This window comes from Novosphingobium sp. (assembly GCF_027486195.1).
Taxonomy (GTDB): Bacteria; Pseudomonadota; Alphaproteobacteria; order Sphingomonadales; family Sphingomonadaceae; genus Novosphingobium.
The window spans coordinates 19622-38680 of record NZ_JAIXPP010000104.1 but is presented as its reverse complement, the minus strand read 5'-3'; the positions used below and the strand labels follow the sequence as shown (position 1 = coordinate 38680).

Genomic DNA, 19059 nt, shown 5'->3' with positions numbered 1-19059 from the left:
TGCCTTTGCGCTCAGGCGAGCCGGAACAAGGGCTGGCCCTTGGCGACCATCGTCGCATTGGGGACGATCACTTCGGCAACCCGACCTGCGCGTCCGGCATGGACCGGGTTCATGAGCTTCATCGTCTCGACAATGCCGACGACTGTTTCCGGTCCGACTTCATCGCCGACCGCCACGAACGGCGGCGCGCCCGGCTGCGGTGCGTGATAGAAGGTGCCGGGCAGCGGCGCCGGGACCGCGTCGGGATCGGTTGCATGTTCAGCCATGGCCGCCGCCGCTTCAGGCGCGCTGCCCGCCCATTGCCATTCCTGCGTCAGGCCCGCTTCGCCGTCATCGCCGCGTGCAAGGCGCAGGCGGAAGCGGCGGGTCGAAAGGTCCAGTTCACGGTAGGGCGAGGCCTCGATGATCGCCGCGATTTCGGCGACATCTTCGGCAGTCAGCGGCAGGTCGTCGCTCATGATTGTGTCCGTTCAGGCCTTGGCCGCGGCCAGCATCTCGCGCGAGGCGGCGATGATCGCGTCGGAAAAGGCAGTGTCGTTGAAGTGTGCGTCGACGGCAGTCACCGGCACCTCGGCGGGCATCACGGCCCTGAGGTACTCGGCAAATGGCGGTGGCACGCTCCGGTCCATCAGGTGTCCGGCGGGGCTGTCATGGTTGGAGAAGCCGTGAAGCGGGGTGAACACGCGGACCGGCCCCTTGGCATCGCGCACATTGGCGGCGAGGTGATCGGCGAGCTTCTTGAGATCCTCGAATGTCGTGCGCACGGCGGTTAGCTGCGGGTTGTGCTCGTGATATCGGCGGCCGGGGAACTGTGCGCGCGCACCATCGATTGGCCCGCCGATGATGAAGTCCGCATTGCCCGGCGCCAAGATGGTCGGGATGCCCTTGAGCAGCGCGGGGCGTCCGCGATCCGGGCCGGTATCGGCGAGGCCGCCGAAGATGTGGTCGATGATCTCGGTCTGCGAAAGGTCGAGCACCAGCGCCACATCCTTGCCCGCCGCCAGCCCGTCGAGCGTCGGCCCGCCCGCGCCGGACGAGTGAAACACCATGACCTCGCAGCCATCGCTTTCCAGCGCCTCGCGAATGCGCTTCACGCTCGCCTCGGTCGTGCCGAGCGTGGTGATCAGCACCAGCGGCTTTTCCGCCGCCGCCTTGGGGTCATAGCCCTTGGCCATGCCAGCAACCGCGTTGGCGGCGTTGCGGAACACGTCGCGGCTGATCGAATTGAGGCCGGAAATGTCGGTCACCGCGTTCATCATCGCGATGTCCTGCACGCCCATGTAGGGCTTGGTGAAGCCGGAGGCCATGGTCGAGACGATCATGCGCGGCAGGCCATAAGGGAAGCTCTGCATGAGAGCGCCTGCCAGCGCCGAGCCCATCGAACCGCCAACCGCGAGAATGCCGGAGATCGGGTCATTGGCGTTCCAGGCATGGGCGGCGGCAATCGCGCCGCGGATCATGGCGTCCTGGCATTTGCCTTCGTGGCCCAGCGCGCGGACCTCTTCGATCGTCATGCCGGCTGCTGCCGCCACGTCCTCGGGCGAAATCTCCGCGCCGCCGACGGTGCGCCGAACACTTGGATCAAGATGCACGACACGCACGCCCGCTGCCTCCAGCACGGCGCGAACGAAGCGGGCCTCCTCTTCCTTGGTGTCCTGCGTCACGATGAGCATGACGCTCGGCAATGTGGTCTCAGCCATGGCTATCCCTTGTCTCCCTCATGCAAGAGTGCGTCATCGCGGTTGACTTTGCACCACGGTATGCGAAGTGCGCGTTGCATAAGGTGAAACACGCTGACGGGCCCTCCGGCACCGGCCAGCGCCGAAAACACCGGGAAGAGACGATGCTGGAACGCAAGGTTAAGACGGTGCGCGCGCTTGAACGCGGGCTCGATGTGCTGATCGAAGTGCAGGCGCGCCGGGCTGTCAGCCTCCACGAACTCCATCAGGCGCTGAAGCTTCCCAAGGCAACCTTGCTGCGCATGTTGCTGACGCTCGGGCGCAAGGGCCTTGTCTGGCAGCGCCTCGCCGATGGGGCCTATCTCCCGCATCTGGGCCCCGCTGCGCGCGGAACCGGCAGCGCGGTCGAGCATATCGCTGAAATCGCCTCGCCCTACATGAAGGCGCTTTCGACCAAGGTGGCGTGGCCTTCCGTGCTGGGCGTCCCGCGCCTTGATCACATGGAGATTCTCGAGACCAACAGCCCGCTGTTCCGGCTCGATTCCGCCATTCTCGGCCCGGTGGGCGTGAAGCTTTCCTATATCCACACCGCCACCGGCCGCGCCTATCTTGCCGCCTGCGACGAGAACGAGCGCGAGGCGATCATCGCGCGCCTTCGGCCCAAGGATGCCGCGCCCGGCAGCGAGGACGACCTGCGTGCGATCCTCAAGGAAACGCGCGAGCGCGGCTATGCCCTGCGCGAACCGATGCACCCCTGGCCAGACCGGTCGAAGCAGCTCGTGCTGCGTGACGGGCGGCGCTCTATGGCAGTCGCGATCCTCGCAAACGGTGCGCCGATCGCCACGATCAACCTCACCTGGCCGGCCAAGCGTGGGACAGACGAGGCGGTGATGCACCGCCACCTCGATGCGCTGCACCAGACAGCGCAAGCGATCGGACATGCGGTTGCCGCGCAATCGGCAGGGTTGGTCGTTGCGGGAAGTCCCACCTGATCAAATACTTGGGATCAGCCATTCATTCCAATTGCATCCAGTGAAATCTGTTTGTGTTGCTGATTAAATCCGCGCCTGCCTGTGCGACTATCCTCGCACAATACGGAGGGAGGAAAACGGCATGCGGCAGTGGGTGATCCGGGCAGGCGCGACGTCGCTGGACGACATGGCCCTGCGCGACGTTGCCGAGCCGCAGGCAGGCCCCGGCGAGGTTTTGGTGCGCGTGCGCGCCTGCTCGCTAAACTATCGTGACCAGATCATTCCGCTGGGCTTCTACATGGGCGGCACCGTGGCGGTGGATACCGTGCCGCTCTCCGATGGCGCGGGCGAAGTGGTCGCGGTCGGGGCAGGGGTCACTTCGGTGAAACCGGGTGACCGTGTTGCCGGAACCTTCTTCCAGAACTGGATCGATGGCCCGCCCAATCCCGGAGCAGGTCCTGCGCTCGGAGCGCCGCCGGCCACCGGTATGCTGCAGGATCTCGTCGTCCTGCCGGAACACGGCGTCGTGCCGCTGGCGGATAGTCTTTCGTTCGAGGAAGCAGCCTGCCTCCCTTGCGCGGGTGTCACCGCGTGGAACGCCCTGATGGAGGGGCCACATCCGGTCCGCGCGGGCGAAAGCGTGCTTGTGCTTGGCACGGGCGGTGTCTCGCTGCTCGCGCTGCAGATCGCGAAGGCAGCGGGGGCGCAGGTGATCGCAACCAGCTCTTCGGACGAGAAGCTGGCCCGCGTTGCCGCGCTCGGTGCCGACAAGACGATCAATTACCGCGAGGTCCCGGCCTGGGGTGCGACCGCCGCCGATCTGTCCGGTGGCGGCGTTGACCACGTCGTCGAAGTCGGCGGCGCAGGCACGCTCAAGCAGAGCATCACGGCGGTCGGTTTTGGCGGCGAGATCGCGCTGATCGGCGTGCTGACGCGCGAAGGCGATACCAATCCGCACCCGCTTATGTTCAAGGGCGGTTCGATCCGCGGCATCTTCGTCGGCTCGCGCGGTATGGCGAGCCGGCTCAATGCCTTCATCGATGCGCATGGGATCAAGCCGGTTATCGACCGCACGTTTGCAATCGAAGACGCGATCGAAGCCTATCGCTACCAGTCATCCAGCGCGCTGTTCGGCAAGGTGGTGATCACGCTCTGATAGGGGGCCGCAAGGCCCGAACCATAACAGCCCTACCGGACAAACGGCGGGCACAAGGGTAGGGAACACAGAGGCATGGGTCTGGCACTGGGCTTTGGACAACGCATCGGCGGCGTGGCGCAGACCGCGTTTGTCGTGGCGGATATCCATGCCGCAATCTCCCACTTTCAGCGCGATTGCGGGGCAGGGCCGTTCTTCCTGCTCGATCACTTTCTGGGCGAGGGGCAGGTCTATCGCGGGCAGCCGTCGCAGGCCGATGTCGCCATCGCGATGGGCTTTGCCGGGCACATGCAGATCGAACTGATCCAGCCGCTTGACGATAACCCGTCCGTGTACCGCGAAACCATCGAGGAGCGCGGTTACGGCTTCCATCACTTCGGCATCGCCTTCACCGATGTCGATGCCGCGCTGCCCGGCTATCTCGAGCGCGGCCATACCCTTGCATTCCGCGCGCCGGTGCCGACCGGTGGCTCGGTCGCCTATCTCGAAAGCGCCGATCCGGCAGCGCCCGGGTTTCTCGAGCTGATCCCGGCGACCGAAGGCATGAACACGCTCTTCACCGCGCAGTGGCAGGCAGCGCAGGACTGGGACGGCCAGACCGACCCCGTGAGGTCGTTCCTGTGAGCGGCGCCTCGGTCTCTTCGCAGCGCGCCAGCGGCGGCTATCAGGCGTGGGTTGTCGGGCTCCTCAGCCTCAACTTCGGCATCCTGTTCTTCGACCGCAACGCGCTCAATTTCCTTATGCCGTTCGTGCAGCCCGACCTGCACCTCAGCAACACGCAAGTGGGCATGTTCAGTTCGGCGTTGTCGCTCACCTGGGCGCTGTCCGGCCTCGCCGTCGGGCGCATTTCGGATAAGCTTGGTTCGAAGAAGCCGGTGGTCGTCGTCGCGACGATCGCGTTCTGCCTGTGCTCGTTTGCCTCGGGCCTTGCCTCCTCGTTCTTCATGCTCCTCGGCGCGCGGCTCCTGATGGGTGCGGCGGAAGGCGGCGTCATGCCGGTCAGCCACTCGATGATCGTCAGCGAAGTCGCGCCCGAGCGGCGGGGGCTGGCGATGGGCGTGGCGCAGAACCTCGGCTCGAACCTGCTCGGCTCGGGGCTGGCGCCGTTGCTGCTCGTGCCGGTTGCCGCCGCCTATGGCTGGCGCGAGGGGTTCTATCTCGCTGCCGCGCCCGGCCTCATCACAGCGATCCTGATCTGGTTCACCCTGCGAGAGCCGCCGGCCGAAGTGCATGACGAAGCCCTGCCCAAAGTCCCTCTGGGCGAGGCCTTCCGCCACCGCAACGTTGTGCTTTGCGCGATCATCTCTGTGCTGCTGGTATCCTACCTTGTCGTCTGCTGGGCCTTCATGCCGCTCTACCTCACCAAGGTGCGCGGCTTCGCGCCCGAGACAATGGGCTGGCTCATGGCGACACTGGGGCTTTCAGCGGGCCTCGGCAGCTTTGTCGTCCCGGCCATTTCAGACGCGATCGGGCGCCGCCCGGTGATGATCGGGTTTGCATTCCTGGGCGTGATCCTGCCGCTGGGCGGGCTCTACTACACCGGTTCGCCCTGGGTTCTGGCTGCGATCTTCTTCTTCGGGTAGGGGCTTAACGGCCTGTTCCCGATGTTCATGGCGACGATCCCATCGGAATCGGTCGATCCGCGCCTGACGGCTACGCTCACCGGCGTCGTGATGGGCACCGGCGAGGTGCTGGGCGGCGTGCTCAGCCCCTTCCTCGCCGGCGCGCTGGCCGACGTCTACGGCCTCTCCGCCGCGCTCTGGCTTATGCTGGTGCTGTGCATTCTCGCCGGAATTTGCGCGCTCGGCCTCGTTGAATCCGCACCGCGCGTTGTCGCCCGCCGTAATCTCGCCCCTGCCTGATCCTCTCTGCCCCTGATTCTCTCTGCCAAGGATGTGCCCGCCATGACCGCAGTGCAGAAGTTCGCCACCGATGGCATCGCCCCGCCCGAACGGCTCGCGTTCTGGAATGCGCTGGTCGACCGGGTGTACAGCGGCACTTACGTGAAAAGCGCGAGCGAGGATTTCACCGGCGAGATGTGGACCTGGCAGGTCGGTGATCTTGCGATGATCCGCCCCCGCTCGACCGCCTCGTTCGTTGGCCGCGATCCGCGCTACACGCCTGAGGAACGGCTGATCCTCCACCTCCAGTGCCGGGGCTCCAGCAGCCACCGCCAGAGCGGCACCGAGACCATGCTGGGTGCGGGCGATTTCGTGATCGCCTCGCCGCATGAGGCTTACGCGATCGATCTTGCCGCGCACGAATTGCTGGTCGTGGAGTTCCCGCGCGCGCCGCTTGCCGAACGCTTCCCCGGCCTTGACGATGCACTGCGCCAGCGCATGAGCGGGGGCAGCCCGGGTGCGCGCGTGTTTCACGATTTCCTGCTGTCGCTCTGGCGGCAGAGCCAGCAGGGTTTCGCCGATCCGGATTGGCAGGAGGGGGTCAGCCAGGTCTTCTATGATCTCGTTGCGCTGGCGATGCGCGGGGCGACCAAGCCCGATGCTGCAGTACCTTCGGCAGACAGCGCGCTGCGCCGCCGCGTGCTGGGGATTGTCGAGGCGCAGCTGGCCGATCCGGCGCTGCGCACGCTCAGCCTCGCCGCCGCTTGCGGCGCTTCGGTCCGCACCATCCAGAACCTGTTCGCCAGCATGGGCACGACCCCCAGCGCCTATATCCTCGAACGCCGCCTTGCCCGGGCCGCCGAGCGGCTCGGCGCCGCGCCCGATGCCAGCATCACCGAAGTCGCTTTCGAACTGGGTTTCAACGACAGCGCCTATTTCGCCCGTGCGTTTAGGCAGCGCTTCGGCGTTTCACCACGTGAATGGCGGCGCAAATAGGTGCCGGAAACAGTACGACCTTGCGCTCCAGTCCTGATCAGCTTGCGCTCCAGTCCAAGCCGATAGGTCCGAAGCGGCGTATGAATTCGAATGCGCATGTCCGGCCGCCAGGGGGCGAAGCGGGCAGTGACATTTTGATAGGGAGAGCAACATGAGACGAACAACGGTATCACTTGCCGTGCTCGCAGCCGCGCTGGCCGGTCCGGCTTTCGCGCAGAGCGCACCGCAGGCTCAGGCTGAGGCCGCCCCTGAAGGCGGCATCGCGGAAATCGTCGTGACCGCGCAGAAGCGTGCGGAAAACGTTCAGGACGTGCCGATCGCGATTTCCGCCTTCACCGCTGATACGCTGCAGGAACGCTCGGTGACGAGCGTCGCGGCGCTTTCGAACATCGCGCCCAACGTCACGCTCGATGCCGGTACGCCGTTCTCGGGTTCGACGGCTGTGCTCTCGGCCTATATCCGCGGCATCGGCGCCAACGACTTCGCCTTCAACATCGATCCGGGCGTCGGCATCTATCTCGACGGCGTCTATCTCGCCCGCTCGGTCGGCGCGAACCAGGACCTGCCCGATGTCGAGCGCATCGAAGTGCTCAAGGGACCGCAGGGCACGCTCTTCGGCCGCAACACCATCGGCGGCGCGATCTCGATCGTCACACACGATCCGGGCAAGGAATTCCGCTTCAAGGGCGATGTCACCGTCGGCCGCTTCAGCCTCGTGCAGACGCGCGGCACGGTTGACCTGCCGATCACGGACGGCCTCGGCGCCTCGGTGAGCTTCTCGACCAAGAACCGCACCGGCTACCTCAAGCGCATCGCCTATCCGGGCGCGGGCAACTATGCCTCGACCAACATCCAGAACTACAAGGCTGCCGGCTTCAACAACATCGGGCTCGGCACCGAAGGCGGCGACGGCAACTGGAACCTGCGCGGCAAGCTGAAGTACGACAAGGGTCCGTTCACCGCCACACTGTCGGCGGACTACACCAACGTCGACCAGAGCCAGATCGCCAACACGCTGATCACGACGACCCCTGCGGTCTTCGCCGGCACCTACAACTGCGCGATCATCGCCTCGAGCACCGATTGCGGCGGCGGCCCGCCCGCGTTCGCCTACATCGGCGGCATCGGCGGCCTCAATTCGATCTTCGACAATCCGAGCGTCTACGGCGTGAATGTAGATGCGGATCCGCGCAACAACCGTCTGCCTTATGACAACCGCTTCGTGACCGGCAACATCGACACGAGCTACGCCAACGGCAACAACTACTCGAAGCTGAAGTCCTACGGCGGCTCGCTCACGATGGCCTACGATCTGAGCGATTCGCTCACGATCAAGTCGATCACCGGTTACCGCGAGCTGCACTGGAACGTGGGCACCGATCTTGACGGGTCGCCGCTCAACTTCCTCCACACCAGCTTCACCACCGAGCAGTGGCAGTTCAGCCAGGAGCTGCAGCTCCTCGGCAATGCCATGGACAAGAAGCTGAACTACGTGCTGGGCGCCTACTACTTCAAGGAAGCGGGCAACCTGCATGACTACGTGACCTTCGCCGAAGGCCTGCTGCAGGTCGATGGACCCAACGATCTGGCGACCAAGAACTACGCTTTCTTCGGTCAGGTCGATTACAAGTTCAGCGACATGTTCGGCATCACTGTGGGCGGCCGTTACACGCACGAAGACAAGACCTTCGAGGGCTTCCAGTCGGACGCCAACGGCCTGACCTACAAGATCCTGAACTTCCTTGCCGGGATCGACGCCGGCCCGCCGGCCTGCGCGAACATCAACCCGATCAGCGATGCTTGCCGCATCGCCGCCGGGTTCCCGAATGCCGGACAGCCGCTGCGCTACTACATTGCGGGAACGCAGCAGAAGAAGTTCAACAACTTCGCGCCGAAGGTGGGCGTGCAGTTCCATCCCAACGACGACGTGATGGTCTATGCCAGCTGGTCGAAGGGCTACAAGACCGGTGGCTGGACCACCCGCTTGTCCAACCCGCTGCCCTATGCTCCGGGCTTCGGCGAGGAAAAGGCCACGACCTATGAACTGGGCGTCAAGTCGACCCTGATCGACCGCCGTCTGCAGGTGAACGCGGCGGTCTTCCAGACCGACTACAAGGGCATCCAGCTGAACTTCCAGCAGGGCGTCTCGCCGACCATCCAGAACGCGGGCGATGCCAAGATCAAGGGCTTCGAGGTCGAAGTGACCGCGGCGCCGGTCGATGGCTTCACCATCAACGCGTCGATCGGCCATCTCGATGCCAAGTACACCTCGGTTCTGGCGCCGGCGCAGGTTGCGGCCAACCCGTTCCAGGCCGGTGTGTTCCCGGGCGCCGATCTGCCCAAGACACCGAAGTGGAAGTTCAACATCAGCCCGCGCTACGAAGCGGCGTTCAAGAACGGCGGCAAGCTGATCTTCATCGCCGACTACACGCACTCCTCGTCGCTGTGGAACGACACCGAGCGCGCGTATCTGCTGCAGCGTCCGGGCACGGACATCCTCAACGGCAGCGTCACCTACAAGGAACCGGGCGATCACTGGGACCTCACGGTGGGCGGGACCAACCTGACCGACACACGCTATCTGGTGACCGGGCAGGCGCAGATCGCGGGTGGTCAGATCTACGGCACCTACAGCCGGCCGCGCGAATGGTACGTCAAGCTCGGCCTCAAGTTCTGAGGCCGACAAAACAGGGGGCGGGCGCCGTATGCGCCCGCCCTTCTCACCTAGGGAGAGTCAAACGTGCCTGAAACCGCCCACTCCGAGTTCTGGAAAGGCATCAAGCCAGTCGACAAGGTGTTCCGCGAAGGCAGCCTTCCCGAAGTTTATCTGTCAAAGATCGCCGAGGGCGATGAGCGCTACTGGGTGCCGATCAGCGAGACGGTGAGCTCCAAGCCCGTCTGGATCAGCCCTAGCAAGAACATGTGGGCCGATGTGCTCATGTCGAAATCGGCGGGCCTGGTGAACCGCCACTATCACCCGCACCCGATCTGGGCCTACACGATCAGCGGCAAGTGGGCCTATCTCGAGCACGAGTGGACCGCGACCGCGGGCGACTTCGTCTACGAGACCCCGGGCGAGAGCCACACGCTGGTCTGCTACGAGCACGAGGACCCGATGAAAGTGTTCTTCGTCGTCTCCGGTCCGCTGATGTGGCTGGATGATGATGGCAACACCACCGGGCACTTCGATGTGTTTGACTACATCAAGAACGCGCGCGAGCATTATGACCGGGTCGGCATCGGTGCCGACTACGTCGATACGCTGATCCGCTGAAGGAGCGCTTCCCCATGAATGCCATGACTGCACCGCCTTCATCCAAGAAGGCCATCGTTGATGTCGGGTTTGCGCACAAAGAGCTGGTTGCGCGCCTGAGCCCGGGCGGGCGCTACATCGATGCCCAGACCGACGTCGACAGCCCCTGGGTGCCCTTCGGCGACAACGCCGCAATCAAGCACCTTGCCTTCGACGTGCGGCAGGGCATTTTCTCGAACATCCTCTGGGTAAAGAGCCCCGGAACGATCGGCACGCACCTTCATCGCGGCACGATCGTGATGGTCTGCCTCGAAGGCAGCGTCCGCTATCTGGAATACGACTGGGTCGCCTCGCCCGGCGGGCTGATCCTGGAAGTCCCCGGCGAAAGCCACACCCTCGTCACCGAGCATCCCGAAGGCGTGAAGCTGTTCGGGTGGATGCAGGGGCCGATCGACTTTTTCGACGAGAACGGCGGCTACGTCGATACCTCGGACGTCTGGTGGTTCATCAACCACTACGAGACCTACTGCCGGGAAAACGACATTCCCATCAACCCCAAGCTCTACCTCTGAGGGATCGCCCGATGGCCACCATGACTGCCCCGCCGTCCGGGGCCTACAAGATCGTCGATGTGCCCGAGCTTTACGGTGCGCTGATCAAATCCAAGGGCGTCGAAGGCACTTACGTCGGCGCCTCGGAAGCCGAGAGCCCGTGGGTTCCCTTCGGCGATAACGCCGCGATCCGGCACCTCGCTTTTGACGTGCGTGATAACGTCTACGTCAACATCCTGTGGATCAAGGGCCCCGGCGTGATCGGCACGCACAAGCACCGCGGCCGGGTCTGGGCGATCGGGCTTGAAGGCTCGTTCCGCTATCTGGAATACGACTGGGTGTGCAAGCCGGGCGAGTTCATCACCGAAACCCCCGGCACCGCGCACACGCTCGTCACCGATGATCCGAACGGCATGAAGGCCCTGTTTCACATGCAGGGCGCCAACGAGTTCTTCGACGAGCACGGCAACCATGTGGAGACGCTCGATGTGTGGTGGTTCATGAACCACTACGAAACCTACTGCCGGGAAAACAACATCCCGATCAACAAGCAGCTCTATCTCTGAGGGAGCTGCTGACATGAGCGACGCTGGGGTCCCCAAACTCGGTGCGGAGCCGGTTGGCACGTATCTGCGCAACACGTGGTACGTGGCGGGCTGGGCTACGGATTTGGGCGCGGCGCCCCAGCAGCGCGTGTTCCTTGAAGAACCGGTGGCGCTGTTCCGCGATGGTGATGGCAAGGCCAACGCAGTAACGGGGCGCTGCCCGCACCGGTTTGCGCCGTTGGGGCAGGGCAAGGTGGTGGAAGGCGCGCTCATGTGCCCCTATCACGGCCTTCGTTTCGATGGCAGCGGCGCCTGCGTCCACAATCCGCATCCCGGCGGGCAGCTGCCGGAAAGCAAGCTTCAGGTTTACCCGCTCGTGGAGCGCCACGCGCTGCTGTGGATCTGGATGGGTGATGCGGACAAGGCCGATCCCGCACTGATCCCTGATTTCAGCTGGCTCTCCGATCCAAAGTGGGAAGCCGTGCGCGGGGCAACCGTGGCGGAAGGGCACTACGAGCTCTACAGCGACAATATCCTCGATCTCAGCCACGCCAATTTCGTCCACCCCGCGCTGGTGGCCGCAGCCTTCACCGAGGGGACCCGCAAGTTCTGGCAGGACGGCGAGACGGTCCACGCGGAATACATCCGTCTCGATGACTACCTCTCTGAGGGCATCGGTGGGATGCTGGGGCGCGTTGGGGTCAAGCAGGATTTCTATGGCTGGGTCGTCTGGCACGCCCCCGCTGTGCTCTATTTCGATTTTCGCGCCGGACCTCCGGGCACGCCGCGCGAGGACTGCACGCTGTTGCCCTCGCTGCACGCCTTCACGCCCGAAACGCCTGACACCACGCACTACTTCTGGGCGACCGCACGCGATTTCGCGCTGGGTGATGCGGAGTTTACCGCCGGGATGCGCGCCGCGCTCGAATTTGCCTTCGAGCAGGAGGACATGCCGCTGATCCGTGACAGCCACAGGCTGATGCGCAGCACCGATTTCTGGGATCTGCGCCCGCTCATCCTGAACGGCGATGGCGGCGGGGTGCGCGCGCGCCGCATGTTGCAACGCCTGATGGACCGGGAACGACAACCGCAAGCCGCCGAATAGGGCCGCTGCGGAAGGAGAGGATACAACGACAATGGCAATTCTGGACCGTTTCGACATCAAGGGCCGCTCTGCGCTTGTCACGGGCGCGGCGTCGGGCATCGGCCTCGCCTATGCCGAGGCGATGGCGGAAGCGGGCGCCATGGTCACGATCACGGATATCGACGGCGAAGGCGCCGAGCGGGAAGCCGCCCGCCTGCGTGAGGCCGGATACGAAGCCCGCGCGGACCGCCTCGATGTTTCCGATTTCGATGCGGTTACCGCCGCGTTCGATGCCCATGCCAAGGCCTATGGCGGGCTCGACATCGCCTTCGCCAATGCCGGGATCGATACGGGTGCCGGTTTCTGGAATCCCGCTGGTCACCGCAATCCCGATGGCCAGGTCGATACGTACGACCCGAAGCGCTGGGACAAGTCGATCTCGGTCAACCTTTCGGGCGTGTTCTACACCGTGAGCAACGCGGTGCGCGTGATGAAGCAGGCCGGCCGCGCCAATGGTCGCAGCGGCGGCTCGATCATCTGCACCGCCTCCAACGCCGGGCTCGTCACCGAACCCATCGTCGGCCTGCCCTACATGCCTGCCAAGGCCGGCGTGCTGCACATGGTGCGCGCACTGGGGCTGGAACTCGCCGAGTTCCGCATCCGCATCAATGCCATCGCGCCGGGGCCGTTCGTCACCAATATCGGCGGGGGCTGGCTCAAGAAGGACCCTGTCGCGCGCAAGGCGTGGGATGCCATCGTGCCGCTGGGCGCGGTTGCGGAAACCGAACAGCTCAAGCCGTTGGCCTTGCTCCTCGCCTCCGATGCCTCGGACTATATGACCGGGAGCCACGTCGTGATCGATGGCGGCATGATGCTGGGGAAATTCCAGTGAAGCGGGTGCTGGTCCTCGTGGCGGGCCTTGTGCTCGCGGGAACTGCTCAGGCGGCGCAGAAGCTGGGCGAAGTGCAGGCGCAGCGGAGCCCCGAACAGGTCTATGCCGCCGTGTGCGGCTACTGCCACGGCAAGAACGTCGGCCCGGTGATCCGGGGCAGGGGCCTTCCTGCCGAAACGGTCGAATACATGGTCCGCCACGGTCAGAACGCGATGCCCGCCTTCCGTCCCACCGAAGTGACGCCCGCCGAGCTGAAGGCGCTTGCCGTCTGGGTCCAGACCAGCGCCGCAGACCCCAAGGAGCACGGCCAATGACCGTCAATCTCGATCGCCGCAGCCTGCTCGGTGCAGGCGCGGCCTCCGCCGCCGCTGTTGGCCTTGGCACCGGCGCCAAGGCGAAGGCAGTCCTCGCGCCCGGCGTGAAGAAGGCCGATTTCAAGGGCGCAGTTGCCGCCATGCGCAAGGTCGTCGGCGATGATTGGGTCTTCGCCGATCCCGATGCTGTTGCGCCGTGGAAGAAGTCCTACACGCCCGATCCCTTCGGCAAGCATGTCCCCGTCGGCGCGGTTTGCCCGGAAAACGTCGAGCAGGTGCAGGCCATCGTCAAGATCGCCAACCAGTTCCGCCAGCCGATCTGGCCGGTCTCCACCGGCAAGAACATGGGCTACGGCATGACGACCACGGCCATGCCGGGGCAGATGATTCTCGATCTCAAGCGCATGAACCGGATCATCGATGTTGATCCTGTGCTGTGCACCGCGCTGGTAGAACCGGGCGTCACCTATCGCCAGCTCAAGGACTACCTCGTCGAGAACAACCTGCCGCTGTGGATCGATGTGCCCACTGTCGGCCCGATCGCCAGCCCGGTCGGCAACACACTAGATCGCGGCGTGGGTTACACGCCCTATGGCGAGCATTTCATGGTCCAGTGCGGCATGGAAGTGGTCCTTGCGGATGGCGAGATCTTGCGCACCGGGATGGGCTCGACGAAGAACCCCTCCGCATGGCAGGCGTTCAAATGGGGCTACGGGCCCTATCTCGATGGCCTGTTCACCCAATCGAACTTCGGCGTGGTGACCAAGATGGGCATGTGGCTGATGCCCGCGCCGCCGGTCTACAAGCCCTTTGTCATTCGCCACAAGAAGATGGAGGACGTCGCCCGCATTGTCGAGGCGATGCGCCCGCTGCGCATTGCCAACATCGTGCCCAACGTGGTGCTGATGATGGGCGGCGCCTATCAGCTGGCCATGTTCAAGCGGCGCAGCGAAGTGTGGGACGGCGCTGGCCCGATCACCGACGAGGCCGTTTCCAAGGCTGCCACGGCCAACAACCTCGGCATGTGGAACACCTATATCGCGCTATACGGCACGGAAGGAATGATCGCGGAAAGCGAGAAGATCATCCGCGCCGCCTTCGCCGCCATCGACGGCGAAGTGCTGACCGAGGCCGAAATGGCGGACAACCCGTGGTTCCACCACCACGCCACCTTGATGCAGGGCGGCCTCAATCTCGATGAAATCGGCCTCGCGCGCTGGCGTGGGAATGGTGGCGGCCTTGCGTGGTTCGCGCCGGTTGCACCAGCCAAAGGCAGCGAAACGCAGGGACAGGTCGCGCTTGCCAAGCAGATCCTGGGCAAGCACGGCTTCGACTATACCGCCGCCTTTGCCATCGGCAGCCGCGAACTCCACCACATCATCGCGCTGCTTTACGACAAGTCTGACCCCGCCGAAGAGAAGCGCGCTGACGATTGCTACCGCGAACTCGTCATCGGCTTCGGCGAAAAGGGCTGGGCGAGCTACCGCACCGGCGTTCATGCCATGGATCTTGTTGCGCAGCAGTTCGGCACCGTGAACCGCGCGTTCAATGCCAAGCTCAAGCACGCGCTCGATCCAAACCACATCCTCGCCCCCGGCAAATCAGGGATCGCATGATGATCAGGAAAACGCTTCTGGCGCTCGCCGCCGCGCTGCTCTCCACCACTGCGCATGCGCAGGAAAAGCCGCTCACGGTCGAAACCCTGCGCACCAGTGGCGGCTCACTCTTCGCCAATATCGCGCTGATCAAGGGCGAGAAGGACGCGGTCCTCGTCGACGCGCCCTTCACCCGCGCCGATGCCTACCGCGTCGTCGCCATGGTGCTCGATAGCGGCAAGCACCTCACCACGATCTTCATCACCCATGACCACCCCGATCATTTCTTCGCGATGGAAGTGCTGCAGGATGCGTTCCCGGACGCGAAGATCGTCGCGCACCCGGTGGTGGCCGCCGATATCTGGCGCTCGCTGCCCTTCAAGGTGAAGCGCTGGTATCCAGTCCTCGGTGTCAACGCCCCGCGCCATCCCACTGCGCCTGCAGCGCTGGAGGGTGACACGATCATGCTGGAGGGCAAGGAGTTGAAGGTCCTCGGCCCCGTGCAGGGCGACCATGTCCACGCCACCGCACTCTGGGCGCCTTCGATCAAGGCGCTGTTCCCCGGCGATCTCGTCTACAACCAGATGTACCTCTGGATGGGCGAGCATGACGCCGCTGCCATTGCCGCCTGGGGCAAGGCGAATGACAGTTTCATCGCGCTGAAGCCCGAGATCGTGGTTGCCGGGCATGACAAGCCGGGCACGCCGAACGACGCATCGGGCCTTGAATTCACCCGCCGCTATATTGCGGAGTGGCCCAAGCTGGTCGCCGCCTCGAAGGACAGCGCCGACCTCAGCGCCCGTGTTAAGAAGGCCTTCCCGGATGCGGTCGACGTTCTGGGCGATTTCCTGCTCGGCAATTCCGCGCGCGTTGCCAAGGGGGAGCAGGCCGCATGGACCGAATGACCTTCGCCGATAAGGCCGTGCTCGTCACCGGCGGCGCCACTGGAATCGGCCGCGCCGCCTGCGTTGCGCTTGCCGGCGCTGGTGCCAAGGTCATCATCGGCGATATCGATTCCCGTGCCGAAGAAACCGTGGCCATCATCAAGCAGGCGGGCGGCGAGGCATCGTTCATGCACGCCAATGTCACCGATCCCGCCGCGATGGACGCGCTCGTGGCGGCCTGCCTCGTGCGCTACGGCCGGCTCGACGCCGCCTTCAACAACGCCGGCATCCTGCCCCCACAGCGCCCGATCCATGAAGTGACGCCGGAGGAAATGAACCTCGCCATCGACGTCGATTTCAAGGGCGTGTTTTTCGCGATGCAAGCCGAAATCCGCCATTTCCTGAAGGTGGGCGGCGGCGCCATCGTCAACACCGCCTCGGTCGGCGCGTTGATCGCGGACCCGAACATGAGCGTCTATTGCGCAATGAAACATGCGGTTTCGGGCCTGACCAAGGCAGCCGCTGTGGAATATGCGCAGCAAAACATCCGCGTGAACGCCATCGCCCCCGGCTTTGTCGTCACCCCGATGACACAGCACTGGGCGGATGACCCGAACTTCCGCGCCGCCTTCTTCGCCGGCAATGTCAGCGGCCGCGCCGGGCAGCCGGAGGAAATCGCCGGAACCGTGCTGCACCTCCTCTCGGATGCTGCCAGCTTCATCAACGGTGCCACCATCGCCATCGATGGCGGCCAGACCGCGCACTGAGGAACCACGCCCATGCGCGCCGCCGTCATGCAGGGCCTGCAAAAGCCGCTGAGCGTCGAGACCGTGCCCGATCCGGAGCCCGGCGAAGGCGAGGTCGTGGTGAAGGTCGGCCGCTGCGGCATCTGCGGCTCCGATCTGCACATGACCGAGGACCCGGCCTACGGGCAGGGCGCAGGCTCGATCCTCGGGCATGAATTCGCGGGCGAAATCGTCGAACTCGGCAAACGCGTAGAAGGCCTTGCCAAGGGCGATCTCGTGGCGGTCAGCCCGCTCAAGAGCTGTGGCCGTTGTCCCGCCTGCCTCGCGGGCAATGTCTCATGGTGCGAAGGTTTCGGCCTGCAGGGCGGGGGCTATGCTGAATATGCCCTCACCAAGCCCAACCAGTGCGTGAAGCTGCCGAAATCCGCCAGTCTGGCCGATGGCGCAATCATCGAACCGCTCGCCGTCGCGCTCCACGGGGTTGCCATGGCGGGCATGCATATCGGCGACAAGGTGCTGGTCCTCGGCGCGGGTCCCATCGGCCTTGCCGCCGCCTTCTGGGCACGGCGCATGGGGGCCGGGCGCGTCGTGGTGCAGGATGTCGCCACCTGGCAGCAGGACCGCGCGCTGGCCATGGGCGCGCACGATTTCGTCGCGGATCGCACCGATCCGATCGGCGCAGCGGAGCGTGCGCTGGGCGGCAAGGCGGACGTAGTATTCGAATGCGTCGGCGTTCCCGGCCTCATCGCGCAAGCCGTCGAGCAAGTCCGCGCGCGCGGCACCATCGTGTTGCTGGGGCTCTGCACCGTGCCCGATACCTTCAACAGCTTCGCCATGCTTTCGAAGGAAGTGCGCCTCGTCACCTCGGCCTTCTTCACCGCCCATGAATACCGCGCCGCGCTCGATGCGCTGGACCGGGGCGCTGCCGAACCGCGTCTCCTCGTCACCGAAACCATCCCGCTCGCCAGCACCCCCACCGTGTTCGAAGCGCTGCGCCGCCGCACGCAGCAGTGCAAAGTGCTGATCGCTCCGGGAACCTGAACCAGAACACAAAAGGAGAGGCCGATGAACATCGCGACGACCCTGCCGACGAACGCCATTGAGCGCGCTGTATTCGAATGCATGAGCCCAACCGAGGCGCTTTTTGGCGCAACTTCGAACCCGCGGCACAAGGCCATCCTGCTCAACTTCTGGCGCCACGTGCATCTGGAAGGGGCGGGTTTCTATGACGATATCACCGCCAGCGACATGATGGGCGATCATCCGGTCTACCGCGTCAGCTGGGGTGCGAACCCCGCAGTGATCGAGGGCAAGGAAGGCGTGAAGGGCTTCTACAACAGCGTCGGTCAGGCGGTACTGTGGCATTCCGACGACCGCCTCGCGGTGAACGACTGGGGCATCTGCGACGAGATCACCTTCCACCAGCTTGCGCGCGGCGCAGACTTGCAGGCGATGGGCTACGATGCGCCCAAGGCTGATGCGCTCTACCATGTCTCCAGCCGTCAGGCGTTCATCTGGCCCTATGACAACAAGGCCCGCCTTGCCGGAGAGCACCTCTACGAGGACCCGACCAGCATCCGCCTCGAGGAAGTTCCCGCCGAGGAAGCGACCACCCCCGCTGCAATCCAGGCGATCCACAAGGCCAAGCTCGCCGAGCTCGAAGCACGCTTCGGCCCGCGCTACTGGGTCTATGAGGGCTGAAGGGAGGCCCCATGCGCAGCTTCCATGACAAGCGGGCCTTTGTCACCGGCGGTGCCAGCGGCATCGGGTTCGGGATCGTCAAGGCACTGGCTGAGCGCGGCGCCTTCGTTGTCATCGCCGATCTGCGGCCCGATCACATCGACCGCGCGCTGGTGGATATCCGGGAAGCCGGCTTCGCCAGCAGCGTTGCTGCGCTGACGCTTGACGTCACCGACCGCGCCGCGTTTGCCGCCGTCGCCGAACGCATGGATATCGAACTCGGCGGCATCGACATTCTCGTAAACAATGCCGGTGTCGGCGTCGAAGGGCCTTTGCTCGAAGCGGGCTATGCCGATTGGGACTACGGCCTCGGCGTCAATCTCGGCGGTGTGGTCAATGGCCTGCAGAGCTTCCTGCCGCGCATGATCGCGCACGGGCGGGGCGGGCATGTGGTGAACGTGTCCTCACTCGCCGCTGCGGTCCGCATGCCGTCGAACTTCGCGATCTATGCTGCGGGCAAGGCGGCGGTGCTCAATCTAACGGAAAACATGCGCGAGGAACTTGCCGACAAGGGCATCGGCATGTCGGTGCTGTGCCCCGCCTTCGTACGCTCGAATATCCATGAGGCTGCGCTCAACCGCCCGGCGCACCTACGCGAGGGCAGCGGCTTTAGGCAAAGCGAGGCCAGCCTGCTGGAACGCCCGCCCGGCAATGACTGGATGGACCCCGCCACCGTGGGCGAGATCGTCGCCGACGGCATTCTCGCCAATCGGCTCTATATCGTCACCCATGGCGAATTCCGCGACAAGATGCGCGAACGGAACGATGCGTTGATGGACGCCGTGCCTGAGGCGGCGTTCCAGTATTAGGCC

The 19059-nt window shown here is 64.7% G+C and carries 21 protein-coding genes; 19 read left to right on the top strand and 2 right to left on the bottom strand.

From position 1 onward, the window contains the following. Window positions 1-11: 11 nt before the first annotated feature. Window positions 12-458: a biotin/lipoyl-containing protein gene (locus Q0071_RS18315; RefSeq protein ID WP_298172996.1), complete on the bottom strand. Its 447-nt coding sequence runs from the start codon at window positions 456-458 to the stop codon at window positions 12-14. Window positions 459-470: 12 nt separating this feature from the next. Further along, window positions 471-1700 (bottom strand): Tm-1-like ATP-binding domain-containing protein, encoded by a 1230-nt coding sequence (locus Q0071_RS18310; protein ID WP_298172993.1) that lies wholly within the window; start codon window positions 1698-1700, stop codon window positions 471-473. Window positions 1701-1843: 143 nt separating this feature from the next. On the opposite strand from Q0071_RS18310, the gene Q0071_RS18305 reads away from it, so the two are divergent. The 19 genes from Q0071_RS18305 to Q0071_RS18215 all read left to right on the top strand — a co-directional run bounded on the left by Q0071_RS18305 (window position 1844) and on the right by Q0071_RS18215 (window position 19056). Next, window positions 1844-2671: an IclR family transcriptional regulator C-terminal domain-containing protein gene (locus Q0071_RS18305; protein ID WP_298172990.1), complete on the top strand. Its 828-nt coding sequence runs from the start codon at window positions 1844-1846 to the stop codon at window positions 2669-2671. A 121-nt stretch (window positions 2672-2792) separates the two neighbouring features. Next, a complete protein-coding gene (locus Q0071_RS18300; protein ID WP_298172987.1) occupies window positions 2793-3806 on the top strand; it encodes an NAD(P)-dependent alcohol dehydrogenase in 1014 nt (337 codons plus the stop codon). 75 nt (window positions 3807-3881) lie between these two features. Then, window positions 3882-4430, top strand: a complete 549-nt coding sequence (locus tag Q0071_RS18295; protein WP_298172985.1) for a VOC family protein — start codon at window positions 3882-3884, stop codon at window positions 4428-4430. Further along, window positions 4427-5389 (top strand): MFS transporter, encoded by a 963-nt coding sequence (locus Q0071_RS18290; RefSeq protein WP_298172982.1) that lies wholly within the window; start codon window positions 4427-4429, stop codon window positions 5387-5389. Before Q0071_RS18295 ends, Q0071_RS18290 begins: the two co-directional genes overlap by 4 nt. Window positions 5390-5416: 27 nt before the next feature. Continuing rightward, window positions 5417-5668 (top strand): hypothetical protein, encoded by a 252-nt coding sequence (locus tag Q0071_RS18285; RefSeq protein WP_298172979.1) that lies wholly within the window; start codon window positions 5417-5419, stop codon window positions 5666-5668. A 42-nt stretch (window positions 5669-5710) separates the two neighbouring features. Next, on the top strand, window positions 5711-6643 hold the full coding sequence (locus Q0071_RS18280) for a helix-turn-helix domain-containing protein (protein WP_298172976.1): 933 nt from the start codon (window positions 5711-5713) through the stop codon (window positions 6641-6643). A 151-nt stretch (window positions 6644-6794) separates the two neighbouring features. After that, window positions 6795-9320 carry a TonB-dependent receptor gene (locus Q0071_RS18275; protein ID WP_298172973.1) on the top strand — a complete coding sequence of 842 codons (2526 nt, stop codon included), beginning with the start codon at window positions 6795-6797 and terminating at the stop codon, window positions 9318-9320. 63 nt (window positions 9321-9383) lie between these two features. Then, the gene (locus Q0071_RS18270; protein ID WP_298172971.1) at window positions 9384-9917 is read left to right on the top strand and encodes a 2,4'-dihydroxyacetophenone dioxygenase family protein; all 534 of its coding nucleotides are present in this window, start codon (window positions 9384-9386) and stop codon (window positions 9915-9917) included. A 14-nt stretch (window positions 9918-9931) separates the two neighbouring features. Beyond that, the gene (locus Q0071_RS18265) at window positions 9932-10468 is read left to right on the top strand and encodes a 2,4'-dihydroxyacetophenone dioxygenase family protein (RefSeq protein WP_298172968.1); all 537 of its coding nucleotides are present in this window, start codon (window positions 9932-9934) and stop codon (window positions 10466-10468) included. Window positions 10469-10479: 11 nt separating this feature from the next. Further along, window positions 10480-11013, top strand: a complete 534-nt coding sequence (locus tag Q0071_RS18260; RefSeq protein WP_147157747.1) for a 2,4'-dihydroxyacetophenone dioxygenase family protein — start codon at window positions 10480-10482, stop codon at window positions 11011-11013. Between the two features lie 13 nt (window positions 11014-11026). After that, window positions 11027-12097 (top strand): aromatic ring-hydroxylating dioxygenase subunit alpha, encoded by a 1071-nt coding sequence (locus Q0071_RS18255; RefSeq protein ID WP_298172959.1) that lies wholly within the window; start codon window positions 11027-11029, stop codon window positions 12095-12097. A 31-nt stretch (window positions 12098-12128) separates the two neighbouring features. Next, window positions 12129-12968 carry an SDR family NAD(P)-dependent oxidoreductase gene (locus Q0071_RS18250; protein WP_298172956.1) on the top strand — a complete coding sequence of 280 codons (840 nt, stop codon included), beginning with the start codon at window positions 12129-12131 and terminating at the stop codon, window positions 12966-12968. Then, window positions 12965-13282 carry a cytochrome c gene (locus tag Q0071_RS18245; protein ID WP_298172953.1) on the top strand — a complete coding sequence of 106 codons (318 nt, stop codon included), beginning with the start codon at window positions 12965-12967 and terminating at the stop codon, window positions 13280-13282. The genes Q0071_RS18250 and Q0071_RS18245 overlap by 4 nt, the downstream gene beginning before the upstream one ends. After that, window positions 13279-14898, top strand: a complete 1620-nt coding sequence (locus Q0071_RS18240) for an FAD-binding oxidoreductase (protein ID WP_298172950.1) — start codon at window positions 13279-13281, stop codon at window positions 14896-14898. The genes Q0071_RS18245 and Q0071_RS18240 overlap by 4 nt, the downstream gene beginning before the upstream one ends. Next, a complete protein-coding gene (locus Q0071_RS18235) occupies window positions 14895-15782 on the top strand; it encodes an MBL fold metallo-hydrolase (protein WP_298172948.1) in 888 nt (295 codons plus the stop codon). The genes Q0071_RS18240 and Q0071_RS18235 overlap by 4 nt, the downstream gene beginning before the upstream one ends. After that, a complete protein-coding gene (locus tag Q0071_RS18230) occupies window positions 15770-16528 on the top strand; it encodes a glucose 1-dehydrogenase (RefSeq protein WP_298172945.1) in 759 nt (252 codons plus the stop codon). The genes Q0071_RS18235 and Q0071_RS18230 overlap by 13 nt, the downstream gene beginning before the upstream one ends. Window positions 16529-16540: 12 nt before the next feature. Continuing rightward, on the top strand, window positions 16541-17548 hold the full coding sequence (locus Q0071_RS18225; RefSeq protein ID WP_298172942.1) for an alcohol dehydrogenase catalytic domain-containing protein: 1008 nt from the start codon (window positions 16541-16543) through the stop codon (window positions 17546-17548). Window positions 17549-17572: 24 nt separating this feature from the next. Then, on the top strand, window positions 17573-18208 hold the full coding sequence (locus Q0071_RS18220; protein WP_298172939.1) for a hypothetical protein: 636 nt from the start codon (window positions 17573-17575) through the stop codon (window positions 18206-18208). Window positions 18209-18219: 11 nt separating this feature from the next. After that, window positions 18220-19056, top strand: a complete 837-nt coding sequence (locus Q0071_RS18215) for an SDR family NAD(P)-dependent oxidoreductase (protein WP_298172936.1) — start codon at window positions 18220-18222, stop codon at window positions 19054-19056. The last annotated feature ends 3 nt before the right edge of the window (window positions 19057-19059 follow it).